This is a genomic window from Bradyrhizobium genomosp. III (genome assembly GCF_000261705.1).
GTDB lineage: Bacteria > Pseudomonadota > Alphaproteobacteria > Rhizobiales > Xanthobacteraceae > Bradyrhizobium > Bradyrhizobium ottawaense.
The window spans coordinates 38,611-52,512 of sequence record NZ_AJQF01000086.1; the positions used below are offsets into that span (position 1 = coordinate 38,611).

General features: G+C 65.5%; 12 protein-coding genes and 1 pseudogene. 10 read left to right on the top strand and 3 right to left on the bottom strand.

Annotation, left to right across the window (positions count from 1 at the left end; genetic code table 11):
- Positions 1 to 183 precede the first annotated feature (183 nt).
- From IC66_RS0108560 to IC66_RS47625, 3 genes are all read left to right on the top strand, one after another.
- Positions 184 to 483, top strand: coding sequence for a hypothetical protein (locus IC66_RS0108560; protein ID WP_028140795.1), 300 nt, complete (start codon positions 184 to 186; stop codon positions 481 to 483).
- Positions 452 to 1,408 (top strand): DMT family transporter, encoded by a 957-nt coding sequence (locus tag IC66_RS0108565; protein ID WP_038947376.1) that lies wholly within the window; start codon positions 452 to 454, stop codon positions 1,406 to 1,408. Before IC66_RS0108560 ends, IC66_RS0108565 begins: the two co-directional genes overlap by 32 nt.
- 125 nt (positions 1,409 to 1,533) lie before the next feature.
- A complete protein-coding gene (locus IC66_RS47625) occupies positions 1,534 to 1,698 on the top strand; it encodes a hypothetical protein (protein WP_162832268.1) in 165 nt (54 codons plus the stop codon).
- 6 nt (positions 1,699 to 1,704) lie between these two features.
- Here IC66_RS47625 and IC66_RS0108575 read toward each other — a convergent pair whose 3' ends face one another.
- Positions 1,705 to 2,385: a GntR family transcriptional regulator gene (locus tag IC66_RS0108575; RefSeq protein ID WP_028140793.1), complete on the bottom strand. Its 681-nt coding sequence runs from the start codon at positions 2,383 to 2,385 to the stop codon at positions 1,705 to 1,707.
- 9 nt (positions 2,386 to 2,394) lie between these two features.
- On the bottom strand, positions 2,395 to 3,807 hold the full coding sequence (locus IC66_RS0108580) for an FAD-binding oxidoreductase (RefSeq protein WP_038947377.1): 1,413 nt from the start codon (positions 3,805 to 3,807) through the stop codon (positions 2,395 to 2,397).
- A 201-nt stretch (positions 3,808 to 4,008) separates the two neighbouring features.
- On the opposite strand from IC66_RS0108580, the gene IC66_RS0108585 reads away from it, so the two are divergent.
- From IC66_RS0108585 to IC66_RS48190, 7 genes and pseudogenes are all read left to right on the top strand, one after another.
- Positions 4,009 to 4,893 carry a dihydrodipicolinate synthase family protein gene (locus IC66_RS0108585; protein ID WP_028140791.1) on the top strand — a complete coding sequence of 295 codons (885 nt, stop codon included), beginning with the start codon at positions 4,009 to 4,011 and terminating at the stop codon, positions 4,891 to 4,893.
- Between the two features lie 212 nt (positions 4,894 to 5,105).
- Positions 5,106 to 7,430 carry a TonB-dependent siderophore receptor gene (locus IC66_RS0108590; protein WP_038947378.1) on the top strand — a complete coding sequence of 775 codons (2,325 nt, stop codon included), beginning with the start codon at positions 5,106 to 5,108 and terminating at the stop codon, positions 7,428 to 7,430.
- Between the two features lie 2 nt (positions 7,431 to 7,432).
- The gene (locus IC66_RS0108595; protein ID WP_038947379.1) at positions 7,433 to 8,611 is read left to right on the top strand and encodes a PepSY-associated TM helix domain-containing protein; all 1,179 of its coding nucleotides are present in this window, start codon (positions 7,433 to 7,435) and stop codon (positions 8,609 to 8,611) included.
- A 69-nt stretch (positions 8,612 to 8,680) separates the two neighbouring features.
- Complete coding sequence (locus IC66_RS0108600) at positions 8,681 to 9,913, top strand: rhodanese-like domain-containing protein (RefSeq protein WP_028140788.1); 1,233 nt, start codon at positions 8,681 to 8,683, stop codon at positions 9,911 to 9,913.
- Between the two features lie 286 nt (positions 9,914 to 10,199).
- Positions 10,200 to 10,658: pseudogene (locus IC66_RS0108605) on the top strand (phosphoglycerate dehydrogenase); the annotation flags it as partial.
- Positions 10,659 to 10,674: 16 nt separating this feature from the next.
- Positions 10,675 to 11,655: a CoA-binding protein gene (locus tag IC66_RS48185; protein ID WP_244429098.1), complete on the top strand. Its 981-nt coding sequence runs from the start codon at positions 10,675 to 10,677 to the stop codon at positions 11,653 to 11,655.
- Between the two features lie 11 nt (positions 11,656 to 11,666).
- A complete protein-coding gene (locus tag IC66_RS48190; protein ID WP_244429099.1) occupies positions 11,667 to 12,881 on the top strand; it encodes an acetate--CoA ligase family protein in 1,215 nt (404 codons plus the stop codon).
- Positions 12,882 to 13,089: 208 nt separating this feature from the next.
- Here IC66_RS48190 and IC66_RS0108615 read toward each other — a convergent pair whose 3' ends face one another.
- Positions 13,090 to 13,902, bottom strand: a complete 813-nt coding sequence (locus tag IC66_RS0108615; protein ID WP_028141827.1) for an enoyl-CoA hydratase/isomerase family protein — start codon at positions 13,900 to 13,902, stop codon at positions 13,090 to 13,092.

The window sequence follows — 13,902 nt, forward strand, 5'->3', positions numbered from 1 at the left end:
CAACCGACGGACGCGTGAAAGATCGAGGTTCCCGGGCCGCAGTCCGGCGCGTTAACGGGTCACGAGCGCGCGCCGCTTCGTCCTCTCCCAGCGTGACCCGCGTCAGCCATGGCGGTGTGACGCCCTCCACATACCGACCGGTGCCGTCGCGTCATGCTCTCTCCAGTCTTGAAGGAGAGCCCCATGTTTCTGGTCGATGCGCTGCTGATCCTGGCGATGTTGTTCTTCCTCTTTCTGCCGATCACCGATCGCCGGACGGTGCGGATGAGGCTCTGCATGCTGTGCGCGCTGCTGGCGGTGTTCTCGGTCTCGCTCAGCCGCACCCCTGTCGTGCCGGTGCTGCTCGCGAGCATCGCCGCGCCTCCCGGAATGCTGCGCGTGCCGCATATGCATGCCAGTGAGCCGTCGTCGGGGTTCTCACCGCGGCCGTCATCGGATATCCGATTGATCCATGGGCAAGGAAACGGGCAAGGAAACCTCTGACGGCGGTCATGATGCGGTGACCGGCGTATCGCCGTCCACGAATGTCTGGCTCGGCGTGATTGCGCTGGTCGGCTTCATCCTGGTGGCGACCGCGCAGGCCTCCAATCAGATTCTGGCGCGCGGACTGGCCGGCTCCGTCCCGCCCTTCGCGCTCGCCTTCTTCCGCTGGAGCATCGTCGCAATCGGGCTCGCGCCGATCGCGCTCAAGGAGATTCTCGATGGCCGCGTGCCGCTGGCCGGGAACATCTGGTCGATCCTCGCCGCCGGCTTCATGGGCATGTTCCTGTGCGGCGGTCCGGTCTACGCCGCGGGCGTCTCGACGACGGCGATCCACATCGCGCTGATCATGGCGCTGTCGCCGATCACGGTGCTGCTGATCTCGGCCCTGCGCGGCATGGAGCATGTCGGCCCCTTGCAATGGCTCGGCACGGCGCTGGCGCTCGCCGGCGCGCTGCCCATCATCTCCGGCGGCCATCCCCAGACATTGATCGAACTTCAGACTGCAGCGGGCGACGGCCTCGTCGTGATCGCGATGCTCGGTTGGTCCGGCTACACGCTGCTGCAATCGCGCGCCGCGCCAAAGGCGTCGCTGCTGGCACGCATCAGCCTGTTCTCGGGCGCCGGCGCCCTGTTCTCGCTGCCGCTCGCGGCCATGGAGATGTGGGCGACGCCGGGGGAGGTCTTCAGCACCAAGGCGCTGTCGGCCTATGTCTTCGCCGGGATCGTTCCCGGCCTGCTCGCCTATGCCGGCTTTGCCTGGCTCGGCGGCAAGTTCGGCTCGGTGCGGACCTCGCTCGTGCTCTATCTTGGGCCGATCGCCAGCGCGCTATTGTCTTTCGCCATCCTCGGCGAACCGCCGCAGCTGATCCATCTTCTCGGCGGTTTGCTGATTTTGGGTGGCGTCTGGGCCAGTTTGCGCCGCTAGTTCCATCCGCATGCGTCCGGGTTCACCCGCAGGAACCATCGGCCTTCGCGGACATTCTGATGGAGGGTTGCCGCGAGCCCGCCTCGCGCGCGCTCGCGATGTTCGCCTCTGGCGATGGGGGAGCTGTGAGTACAGTCATAGAGAACCTGCTGTTGCGAAAGCAGAAGCTCGTGGAGCAGCTCGAAAAGGTGCCATCGGTCGAGGACCGCGACAGGATCGAGCACCAGCTCGAGCAGATCAATACCGCGCTGGATTTTCTGGACAGGCCGGGACCGAGGGAAGGGCGCTAGAAGCGCTCATTCCACCTTCAGCGAGTCCACCTTCAACGCCCTGGCGTAGACCACGCCCGAATTGGTGATATGCGTGGTCATCAATTCTTCGAAGGCGGCGAACTCGCTGCGCGCGAACAAATCGAGCAGCCTGCGATGCTCGTCGAACGACGTGCGGGTCCGCACGTCGATCGGTGAGGTCAGATTGGTGCGGAGCGCCGCGACGCGGCCGGAGACCAGCTGATAGGATTCGGCGAGGTAGCGATTGCCGCAATGAGTGAACAGCGCCTCGTGAAATGCTGCATCGGCGCGGCCATAGGCGATGTTGTCCTTTGCCGCGACCGCCGGCTCCATCGCCGCGATCGCCTCGCTCATTGCGGCGATTGCACCGTCGCGATCGCAACGATAGGCGAGCTCGGCGGCCTTGGGTTCGAGTGCGATCCGGAAGGTGCAGAGCGCGTTGATGTCGTCCGCGCTCGGCGTGAAGACAAAGCTGCCGACCTGCGGGCGGATCACCACGAGGCCCTGCGCCTGCAGCTGGCCCATCGCCTCGCGCACCGGCGTGCGGCTGACGCCGAAGGAATTGGCCACCATCTCCTCGGAGATGGCAGCGCCGAGCGCGAACTCGCCGTCGATAATTGCCTGCCGCAGCCGCTGCATCACCCGCTGCGACAGCGATTTCGGCGTATCGAGCTTGAGCGAGCGCATTTGCGTTTCTCAGACCACCTTGCCGGGATTGAGCAGATGATCGGGATCGAGCGCCGCTTTCAGCGTCCGCATCAGCGCGATCTCGGCCTCGCTCCTGGCATGGCCCAGCCATTTCTTCTTCAGCGTGCCGATGCCGTGCTCGGCCGAGATGCTGCCGCCCATCTCGCGAACGAGACCGTAGATGATCGTGTCCATCTCTTCCTTCGGCTGCTGCTCGACGGAGAGGCCGGTGACCCAGGAGACCAGGTGCAGATTGCCGTCGCCGATATGGCCGTAATAGACGCTCTCACATCCCTCGATGCCGGAAGCGAGCGCCGCCTTGCAGCGCGTGACGAACTCGTCCATTCGCGCCACCGCAAGGCCGATGTCGTAGGAGATGTGCGGGCCCAGCACCTGGCCGAATTCGGCGCAGATGTCGCGCACGCGCCAGAAGCTCTGCGTCTGCGCCAGCGATTGCGCCACCGCGGCATCGGCCAGCAGCCCGCGCTCCATCAGCTCTTCGAGCCAGGCCTGGAAGCGCGGCGCGTCCAGGCTCTCGTCGGTGCCTTGCGCCTCGACCAGCACGTAGAGGCCGTGACCTGCGGCGATCGGCGGCTTCACGCCGGCGCGAGTCGTGATCACGTCCCAATAGTCCGGCCACATCACCTCGAACGCCGACAGCAGCGGCCCGAGCCCGCTGCGCGCCGCATCGAGCAGCGCGATCACCGCGGCATAGTCCGTCAGCGCGCAGAGCGCGGCCATGGTCGAGCGCGGCTTCGGAAACAGCCGCAGCACCACGCGGGTGATGATGCCGAGCGTGCCTTCCGAGCCGATGAACAGATGCTTGAGATCGTAGCCGGCATTGTTCTTCATCAGCTTGTTGAGGCCAGTGATGATGGTGCCGTCGGGCAGCACGACTTCGAGACCGAGCACAAGCTCGCGCGTCATGCCGTAGCGGATCACGCGGTTGCCGCCGGCATTGGTCGAGAGATTGCCGCCGATGGCGCAGGAGCCGCGCGAGCCCAAGTCGAGCGGAAAGAAGAAGCCGGCTTCGTCCGCTGCCTTCTGGATCGTCTCCAGCGGCGTGCCCGCCTTCACCGTCATCGTCGCGGAAGCGCGATCGATCTCCTCGATGCCGCTCATGCGCTCGAGCGAGATCGCGACCCAGCCGGCTTCGGGCGATGCGCCGCGGCACAGCCCGGTCAGTCCGCCCTGCGGCACGAACGGCAGCTGCGCCTGCCGGCAGGTCGCAATCGCATCGGCCACGCCTTGCGCATCGACGGGACGGATCACCGCAAGCGGCGTCTGCGGCAGACTCGCGCTCCAGTCGTTGCAGTTGCGCGCCGGCACGTCGGTGCCGATCAGGACGCCGGCTGCGCCAAGCTTGTCGCGAAGTGCGCCGAGCAATTGGTCGGGCCGCTTCACCGGGGTCACCATGTCCATGCGAGACCTCCCTAAATCTGGCTGCGCCCATGCGCGAAATCTGGCTGCGCCCATGCGCGCCGTGACGGGGGAAAATATTTGCGTCTTTCTTGTATGTAAGGTACAAGACAGAAAGTAAAGCAAAAACAAGCTCGGAAGCCCCTTGGAGACCATTGGGAGATCAGAGGCTTGATCCGAGATCGCAGCTTAGAGGGCGGTGTGATGACAGAGGCAATTCGCGGGTTCTGGGTGGCATCGGCGACGCCGCTGGCGGCCGACGGCAGCGTGGACGCCGCCAAGCTTGCGGCTCACGCCAAGCAGCTGTTCGGCAAAGGTGTCGACGGCGTCGTGCTGTTCGGCACCACTGGCGAGGGCACCTCGTTCAATGTCACCGAGCGCGTTGCGACCATCGAAGCCGTGCTCAAGGCCGGTGTTGCGCCGGAACGCATCGGCATCGGTGGTGGCTTTCCCGCCATCACCGACAGTATCGCACTCTCGCGCGCGGCGCTCGGCCTCGGCCTGCGCCACGTGCTGGTGCTGCCGCCTTACTTCGACCGCAGCGTCGCGCCTGAAGGCATCGAGGATGCCTTTGCCGCGATCATCGACGGCGTCGCCGACGATCGGCTGCGTGCTTATCTCTATCACATCCCGCAGATGTCGGGCGTTGCTATCCCCACCGCCGTCGCCGCGAGCCTGCGCAAGCGTTACGGCAAGGTGATTGCCGGCCTGAAGGACTCCAGCGGTGACTTCAAGCAGTTCCAGGCATTCCGTGCGGCGGCTCCCGAGCTCGCCATCACCGTCGGCAATGAAGCCGATATCACCCGCGCGATCGCCGCTGGCGGCGCCGGCACCATCTGCGGCATGGCCAACGTCGTGCCCGAGCTGGTCAAGGGCATGGTCGAGGGCAAGGATGTCGAAGCGCGCATGCAGGCTGCGATCGAAATCGTGCTGAAGACGCCCTCGTTCACCGCGACGCTGAAAGCGATCCTGGCGGCACAGACCGGCGATGCGGCCTGGCAGCGCGTGCGCCCGCCGCTCCGCGCCTCGTCCGACGGCTCCGCATTCAAGCGGAAGCTCGACGAGTTGACGGCTCCTGCTATCGCCTGAGACCGCACAAAATCGTGATACGCCGCCGCCAGTTCGCGCGCTGCGTGTCGCGGCCGGCACGGCGGCAATCGAAGATTGCCGTTCGATGCCGCTCCGTCCTTAGAACGATTCAACACTAGAGCGATTCAACTCTGCCTGCGGTTCTCTTCAATCGCTGCGGCTGTTAGACGCGCCAGCTTCAAGGCTGCGTCTGACCGGGAAGTGAATCGAACGTGCGTGCTTATCTGGATGGCCAGCGCATCTGCAGCCATCGAACTCATGCCGGCAAGAGCCGTGCGGGTCTTCTCATCGGAGCGGCCGTGCTGCTCGCCGAATGCCCCTCCAACACGACGACCGCGCAGGCGCAATCGGCCCTGCCGCCGGTGACGGTGGAGGCGCCGGCGCAGCGGCCGAAGCTGGTGCGCGCATCGGACCAGCCGTCGCGCCGCGCGCAGACCGCCGCGCGCCAGCGCAATCGTAACCCTGCGGCCGCCGCACCGACGCTCTCGGAGCGCGCGGCTGCGGAAGCCGCCGCGCAGCAGGCCGCAAAGCTCGGCTACCGCGCGATGCCGAGCGCGACGACGCTGCGCAGCGGCGCCTCGCCACTCGACACCTCTCAGTCCGTCAACGTCGTGCCCGAGCAGGTGTTGAAGGACCAACTGCCGCGCAACATCGACGACGCGCTGATCAATATCAGCGGCATCACCCAGACCAACACGCTTGCCGGAACCCAGGATGCCGTGATCCGCCGTGGCTTCGGCGACAATCGCGACGGCTCGATCATGCGCAACGGCATGCCGCTGGTGCAGGGCCGCAGCCTCAATGCCGCCGTCGAAAGCGTCGAGGTGCTGAAGGGACCGGCCTCGCTGCTCTACGGCATCATGGACCCCGGCGGCATCGTCAACACCATCAGCAAGCGTCCGGAGCTGTACCAGCACGGCTCGGTCACGCTGCTCGGGTCGACCTACGCGAACAACCGCAGCGGCGCCGACGGCACGCTCGACATCACCGGCCCGATCGGCGACGGCGGTCTCGCCTATCGCTTCGTCGGTTACGGCGTCAGCGAGGACTATTGGCGTAATTTCGGCCGGCACAGGGAAATGCTGGTGAACCCGTCGCTGGCCTGGTACGGCGACACCACGACGGTTCAGCTCACCTATGAGCACCGTGAGTTCATCACTCCGTTCGACCGCGGCACGTCCTTCGTCAAGGGGGCGCCGCTGGCAATCCCGGCGACGCGCCGTCTCGACGAGCCCTTCAACAATATGTGGGGCACCTCCGACCTGGTGCAGGCTTCGGTCGAGCAGAAGCTCGACGACAATTGGAAGGTCACCGCGGCCTACAGCTACAACACCGAGACCTTCAGCGCCAATCAGCTCCGCATCACAGGCGTCAACGCCGCGACCGGCGTCGAGACCCGCAGCAACGATGGCACCCGTAACTCGCTGAGCAATGCCAGTTACGGCACCTCGTATCTGCAGGGCGACGTCTGGGTCGGCGGCTTCCGCAACGAGATCCTGTTCGGAGGCGAGGCGCTCTATCGCACGATCGATCGCCACGATCTGATCCGCCAGGCGACGCCAAGCTTCAATTTCTACAACCCGGTCTACGGACTGGTCGTGCCGGGCACGACCGTTTCGGCAACCGACAGCGAGCAGACCGACAAGCTCGGCACCCGCGGCTTCTTTGCTCAGGACACCTTCCATCTGACCAACTGGCTGTCCGTGGTTGGCGGCGTGCGCTGGATGGAATACGAGCAGCTCGCAGGAAAGGGCCGGCCTGTCTTCGTCACGAACACCAATCTCGCAGGCGACAAGGTGCTGCCGCTCGGCGGCGTCATCGTCAAGCTGAACGACCAGCTCTCCTATTACGTGAGCTATACGCAGTCGCTGAAGCCGACCTCGACCATCGCGGCTTTCACCACCGGCTTCGTCGTCGACTCCACCATTGCGCCCGAAGAGGGAACGCAGTGGGAGACCGGGCTGAAGTTCGATGTCAACAAGCGGCTGTCGGGCACCCTGGCGGTCTACGACATCGAAAAGAAGAACGTGCTGGTGCTCGATGACATCGGCAACGGCAAGTCGGCGGCGCGCACCTCCGGAGCGGCCCGGTCGCGCGGCGTCGAATTGGACGTGACCGGCAAGCTGACCGACCAGTGGAGCATGATCGGAAGTTACGGCTACACTGACGCACGCCTGATCAATGATCCCGTCGTCGGCAACGCAAAATTGCTGAATGTCGCGATGAACACGGTCTCACTCTATCTTGTCTACGATTTCGGCGACGCGCTCCCCGGACGTCTGCGACTCGGCGGCGGCGCGCGCTATGTCGGTGACCGGCCGGGCGACGCCGCCAACACGTTCTTCATGCCGGCCTATACCGTCGCGGACATCTTTGCGACCTACGACACGAAGGTCGATAATCTGCCGGTGACCTATCAGTTCAACGTCAAGAACCTGTTCGACAAGGTCTACTACACATCCACCACCGGCAACGCCCTCAACGTCGCGATCGGCGATGCGCGGCGCGTATCGCTGTCGGCCACGGTGAAGTTCTAGCCATGGCCGCGCGGCTCGGACACACCATCAAGGCGGTCCTGTTTCAGGTCCATTCCATCGCGGGCCTGGTCCTTGCGCTGCTGGTGTCCCTGATCGCGCTGACCGGCGCGACCATGAGTTTCGAGGACGAGATCGTCGATCATCTCAATGCCGGCATCATGCAGGTCGCGCCGCGTCAGGCGCCGGCGCTGATGCCTGATGCGCTGGTTGCCCGGCTGAAGGCCTCGCAGGACCTCGGCAAGGTCGCCGCCGTCACACTGTCGAGCGATCCATCTGCGGCGGTTCATGTCCGCTTTGCCCGTGACGATCGGGGCGACCGGCCGACCTCGCTCTATGTCGATCCCTATGACGCCCGCGTGCTGGGCTCGCCGCGCGGCGAAGCATTTTTCGCGACCGTGCGCCGGCTGCATCGCTGGCTGCTCATTCCCGGCGACGGCAAGGGCTGGGGACGTCCGATCACCGGCACGGTCGCGCTCGGCCTGATCCTCATGCTGGTGTCGGGCCTCGTGCTGCGCTGGCCGCGTCGTGCAGGCAGTCCGAAAATGTGGCTGAAACCGAATCTTGGGCTCGGTGGCCGCGCTCTGCACCGGTCGTTGCATACCGTGATCGGCACCTGGGTCCTTCCGGTCTATCTGACGATGACGCTCACCGGCCTGTATTTCTCATTCGAATGGTACAAGGACGGCGTGACCTGGCTGCTCGCACGTCCGCACGTCACGGCAGCGAAAATGCCCGCAAAGCTGCCGCGTGCGGCCAACTCCGAACCGGCGCCGCCAATCGGATTCGATCAGGCCTGGATGACGTTCCAGCGTGAGGAGGGCGACCGATTCTCCAGGGCCTTGCTGACGCTGCCTGCGCAGGGTACGACGTTGCGCATCCGGTCGTGGGGGAAAGCCTCGTTGCTGGAAACCACGCGCGACGAATTCCGCATCGACGCCGTCACCGGGCAGTTGGTCTCAGCGGAGCGCTTTGCTGACAAGACGTTCGGCGAAAAGAGCATCGCGGCCATCTACGACATCCATCGCGGCGAGATCCTGGGCTGGCCGGGCAAGCTCGCATTCATGATTGCCGCGATGTCGATGCCGTTATTCGCGGTCACCGGCATCCTGCTCTATCTGTCGCGCCGCAAGCTGCGCCGTCCGGCACAGCAGCCGCTCGGGCGACTCATTCCCGGCGAGTGAGCCGACGAGGCTAGCCAACGCGCTTCTAATCGGTCAAAAGCTCATGGCCCTCTTCTCAAGGTCCGCGCCATGAAGCTTCCGACCGTCACCCCCGCCGATATCCGCCGCGCACTGCTGCTGCGCGAAGAAATCGCGCTGCTCGATCTCAGATACGAGGCAGGCTTTGCGACGGGGCATCCCCTGTTCGCGGCCAACATGGCCGTGGATCGGATCGCGATCGAGGCCGAGGTGCGGCTGCCGCGCAAGGACGTGGCGATCGTGCTTTACGATGACGGCGAGGGGCTGGTCGCGGCCGGCGCCGAACGCCTCCTCGCGCTCGGATATACCCATATCAGCGCGCTCGACGGCGGGCTGAACGCCTGGCGTGCAGCGGGCTATGAGGTTTTCGAGGACGTCAATTCCTATTCGAAAGCGTTCGGCGAACTGGTCGAGGCGCGACGGCACACGCCGTCGTTCAGCGCCGACGAGGTGGCAAAACTCATCGCGGACAAGGCCAACATCGCCATCCTCGACGTCCGCCGCTTCGACGAATATGCGACCATGAACATTCCGGGCTCGGTCAGCGTGCCCGGCGCGGAGCTGGTGCTGCGGGCGGGGCAGGCCGCGCCCGATCCTGAAACCACCATCATCGTCAATTGCGCCGGCCGTACCCGCTCGATCATCGGCACCCAGTCGCTGATCAATGCCGGCGTGCCCAATAAGGTGCGGGCGCTGCGCAACGGCACCATCGGCTGGACGCTGGCGCGGCACACGCTCGATCACGGCGCCGACAGGCGCGGCGCGCTCGGCTCGTTCGAGAGCGGCCCGGCCAATGCGCGCGACGTCGCCTATCGCGCCGGTGTTCGCCATATCGGCGCAAGCGAGATGGCTGCACTCGTCGCGCAAACGGACCGCACCCTCTATCGTTTCGACGTGCGCGATGCCGAGGAATATGCGGCGGGTCACCTCGCGGGCTTCCGCCATTATCCCGGCGGCCAGCTGGTCCAGGAGACCGACATGGCCGCGCCCGTGCGTGGCGCGCGCATTCTCCTGACCGACGACAAGGGTGTCCGCGCCGATATGACCGCATCATGGCTCGCCCAGATGGGTTGGGAGGTTTATGTGCTGGAAGGAGGCTATGATGGCGCGCTCGAGATCGGTCCGCCGCGCGTGCTGCCCAAGCCCGATCCGGCCCACCGTTACCGCCGGCCCTATGAAGGCACCGACGTCGCGCAAGCCGCGATGCAGGCCTATCTCGATTGGGAATATGGGCTGGTCGAGCAACTCCGCCGCGACGGCACGCACGGGTTTTATGTGATTTGACGGTGTTATCCGTCACCCTGAGGCGCTCGCCTCTTCGGCGAGCCTCGAAGGGCGACGGCCCGGCGCTCTCCGCCCAACTGCATCGGGGGCCGTTCATCCTTCGAAGCTCCCCGTGCGGTGCTTGGCACCGCCCGTCTCGCACCTCAGGATGACAGGACGGCCGCCGCGGCCCGGCGCTGTAAACATCTACCTCCCCGCCATTTTCTCCCCGTATCCGACCCCTATTGTGCCGCGCATCGTCCGCGGTCTATGAGCTGCGACCAAGCTCGTCATCTATGGAGACACCATGCCAGCCCCAGGCAAAAGCCCTGAGCGGAGTGCCAAGGCCCTGCTGCTCGAAGGCGTCAACGACAGCGCTGTCGACCTTTTCAAGGGCGCGGGCTTCACCAATGTCGAGCGGCTGACCAAGGCGCTGGACGGTGACGATCTGCGGCGTGCGCTCAAGGGCGTGTCGCTGCTCGGCATCCGCTCGCGCACCCAGATCACCGATGACGTGCTCGCGGCCGCCGACCAGCTTCTCGCCGTCGGCTGCTTCAGCGTCGGCACCAACCAGGTCGATCTTGCGGCGGCGCGCAAGCGCGGCATTCCCGTCTTCAACGCGCCGTTCTCCAACACGCGCAGCGTCGCCGAGCTCGTGATCGGCGAGATCGTGATGCTGCTGCGGCGGATCTTTCCGCGCTCGGTGTCGGCGCATGACGGCGGCTGGGATAAATCGGCGACCGGCAGCCGCCGGCGGGGCCGTTCATCCTTCGAGGCTTCTCATGGGACGCGTTGCATCCCATGCCTCGCACCTCAAGCATGACGGCGAGAGAGAGCAGGTCTCTGCGAAGAAGGACACATCCGCCATGCCACATCCGCTCGACAGCTTTTTCGCGCCCGCCAGCATCGCGCTGATCGGCGCCTCGCGCGATCACGAGAAGATCCCGGGGCGGCTCTTGTCCATGCTGCGCAAGAACGAATATCCCGGAAAGATCTATCCGGTGAACCCGAACTACGCGGATATCGACGGGCTGGCCTGCTACGGATCGATCGGCGACATCGGCGCGCCCATCGACCTCGCCGTCATCATCATCCCGGCCCGTGCCGTCCTGTCCGCGCTCGAGCAATGCGCCGCCGCCGGCGTCAAGAATGCCGTGATCATCTCCTCCGGCTTCGCCGAGGAGGGCGGCGACAGCGCGGCGATGCAGGATGCGATCGCGGCGCTGGCGAGGCGCACCGGCATGCGGATATCCGGGCCGAATGCCGAGGGCTTCTTCAGCCAGGTGCAGCGCGTGGCGGCGACGTTCAGTCCGGCGGTCGATGTCAAGCCAGGTGTAGTGCCGCTTGTCGCCACCAAAAAGCGGATCGGCATCGTCGCGCAGAGCGGCGGCATCGGCTTTGCCTATTATCATCGGGCGCGGGCCCTCGGAATCGCTGTCAGCTATGTCGTCAGCGCCGGCAATGAATCCGATCTCGGCGCCGGCGAGTTCCTGGATTACATGGTGCAGGATTCCTCGACCGAGGTGATCCTGCTGTTCATCGAAGGCATCCGCGACGTCGACAAATTTCTGGTCGCCGCCCGGCGCGCTGCGGAGATGAAGAAGCCGGTGATCGTGACAAAGGTCGGACGCTCCGGCGCAGGCCAGCGCGCGGCGGCCTCGCATACCGCGAGCATGGCCGGCTGGTCGGCCGCCTATGACGCGGTGTTCGCGAAATACGGCTTTTTCGTTTCATCGTCTCCAACGACCTGGACGAAGCGCTGACGATCGCCGCGGTGCTTGCCAGCAATCCGCTGCCGAAGGGCGATCGCGTTGCCGTCGTCACCGTTTCCGGCGGTGCCGGCATCTGGGGCGCCGATACGGTGGCGCTGCAAGGCTTGCAGGTGCCGGAGCTGTCCGAAAAGGTCCAGGTTGGGATCAAGCAGTTGATGCCGTCCTATGGCACGGCGCGCAACCCGATCGACGTCACCGCGCAAGGCGTCACCTCCGGCGGCTTGCAGAAGAGCGTCGACGTCCTCGCCGCCTCGGACGAGGTCGATGCGATCCTGGTGGTGCTGTCGCTGTCGAGCGAGGTGCGCAGGCCCTTCAAGGAAGAGGAACTGACGCCGGTGCTATCGGCACAGCACAAGCCGGTGGTGTTCTATTCGTACACGGTGCCGTCCGACTTCGCGCGCCGTGAGCTCGCCAAATCCGGCGTCGTGGTGCTCTCGGGCCTCACCCATGTCGGCGTCGCGATGCGTCGGCTCGTCGACTTCGCCAAGTTCAGTCTGCCGAAACCCGTGGACGAAACGCGGCTGCCGGCACGCGACCTTTCTGTACATCTGAAATCGGCGGTCCTGTCCGAGGCCGACAGCAAGTCGTTGCTCCGCGCCGCCGGCATTGCACTGCCGGATGAGGTGCTGGTGAGAGACAAGAGCGAGCTCGACGAGGCGGTCGCCCGCGTCGGCTTTCCCCTGGCGATGAAGATCCAGTCGCCTGATATCGCCCATAAGAGCGAAGTTGGCGGCGTGCGCGTCAACATCACCACCAAGGGCGAGGTGTTTCTGGCATTCGAGGCGCTGCTGGACAATGCGCGCCGGCACCGGCCTGGGGCGACCATTCAAGGCGTGCTGGTGGGCCCGATGGCGAAGCGCGGTGTCGAGATCATCGTCGGCACGATGCTGGATGAGACGTTCGGTCCCATGGTGATGGTGGGTCTCGGCGGCATCACCACCGAGCTGTTCCGCGACGTCGTCTACCGCCCCGTGCCGGTCGACGCGGAGGCGGCGGGCGCGATGCTGGCGAGCCTGAAGGCGGCGCCGCTGCTGAATGGATTTCGCGGGGCGGCGAAGGCGGACGTTGCGGCTCTGGCACAGTTGATCGCCGATATCTCCGCGCTCGCCGCGCGGGAGGGAAAGGAGATCGCGGAGATCGAGCTCAACCCGGTGCTGGTGCACGCCGAGGGGCAGGGCGTGACGATCGTCGATGCGCTGGTGGTAGGAAGGAAGTAAGCCGCTAAAGCCGCCGCTGTCGTCCCGGACAAGCGCGCCCTAAGCGCGCGCAGATCCGGGACCCATAGCCACAGGGAGCGGTTTGGCGAAGACGCGGAGTGACCAGCTTGCGCCACAACTTCTCCCTGTGGTTATGGATCCCCGCGTTCGCGGGGATGACAGGGGAGGTTGTGGTCGCTGTGGAGTGATACGGCAAGCGCCGCCGTGATCATCGCCCCTTGAAATTCGCCGCGCGACGTTCTTCCGTGGCCTTCACACCTTCCTTGAAATCCTCCGTCGCGCGCAGCCGGGTCTGCTCGGCGAGCTCGTGATTGGTCGCGGCCATGACGCGATCGGCCAATCCGGCGCGCATCGTCGCGCGGGTGGAGAGCAGGCCGAGCGGCGAGCATTCGGCGATTTCGCCGGCGAGCTTCATCGCGGCCGCCTTGACCTGGTCCTGCGGCACCAGCTCGTTGGCGAGGCCCCATTTCACGGCTTCCTCGCCGGTGACGCGGCGGCTGGTGTAGAACATCAGCTCGGCGTTGTTCTTGCCGATCAGCTCCGGCAGCGTCGTCGTCAGGCCGAAGCCGGGATGGAAGCCGAGTTTCGTAAAATTCGCGGAGAAACGCGCTTCGGGGCAGGTGACGCGGAAATCGGCGGAGACCGCGAGGCCCAATCCGCCGCCGATGGCGGCGCCCTGCACGGCGGCAACAATCGGCTTCTTGGCGCGGAAGATGCGCACGGCCTGGATGTAGAGATGGTTGATCGGGCCGAGATTGTCGGCCGGATCGCCCTTCTTCTCGGCCTCGCGCGCCTCCTGCGCCTGCCGCGCCGGATCGCCGAAATTGGCGCCGGCGCAGAACGCCTTGCCCTGGGCCGAGAGCACCGAGGCGCGGATCTCGATGTCGCGGTCGAATTCGTCGAGCGCATCCGCGATCTGGTTGATCAGCGAGATGTCGAAGAAGTTCAGCGGCGGGCGGCGGATCTCGATGGTGCCGACGTGCCCGACCTTCTCGACGCCGATGTCCTTGTATGTGGTCAT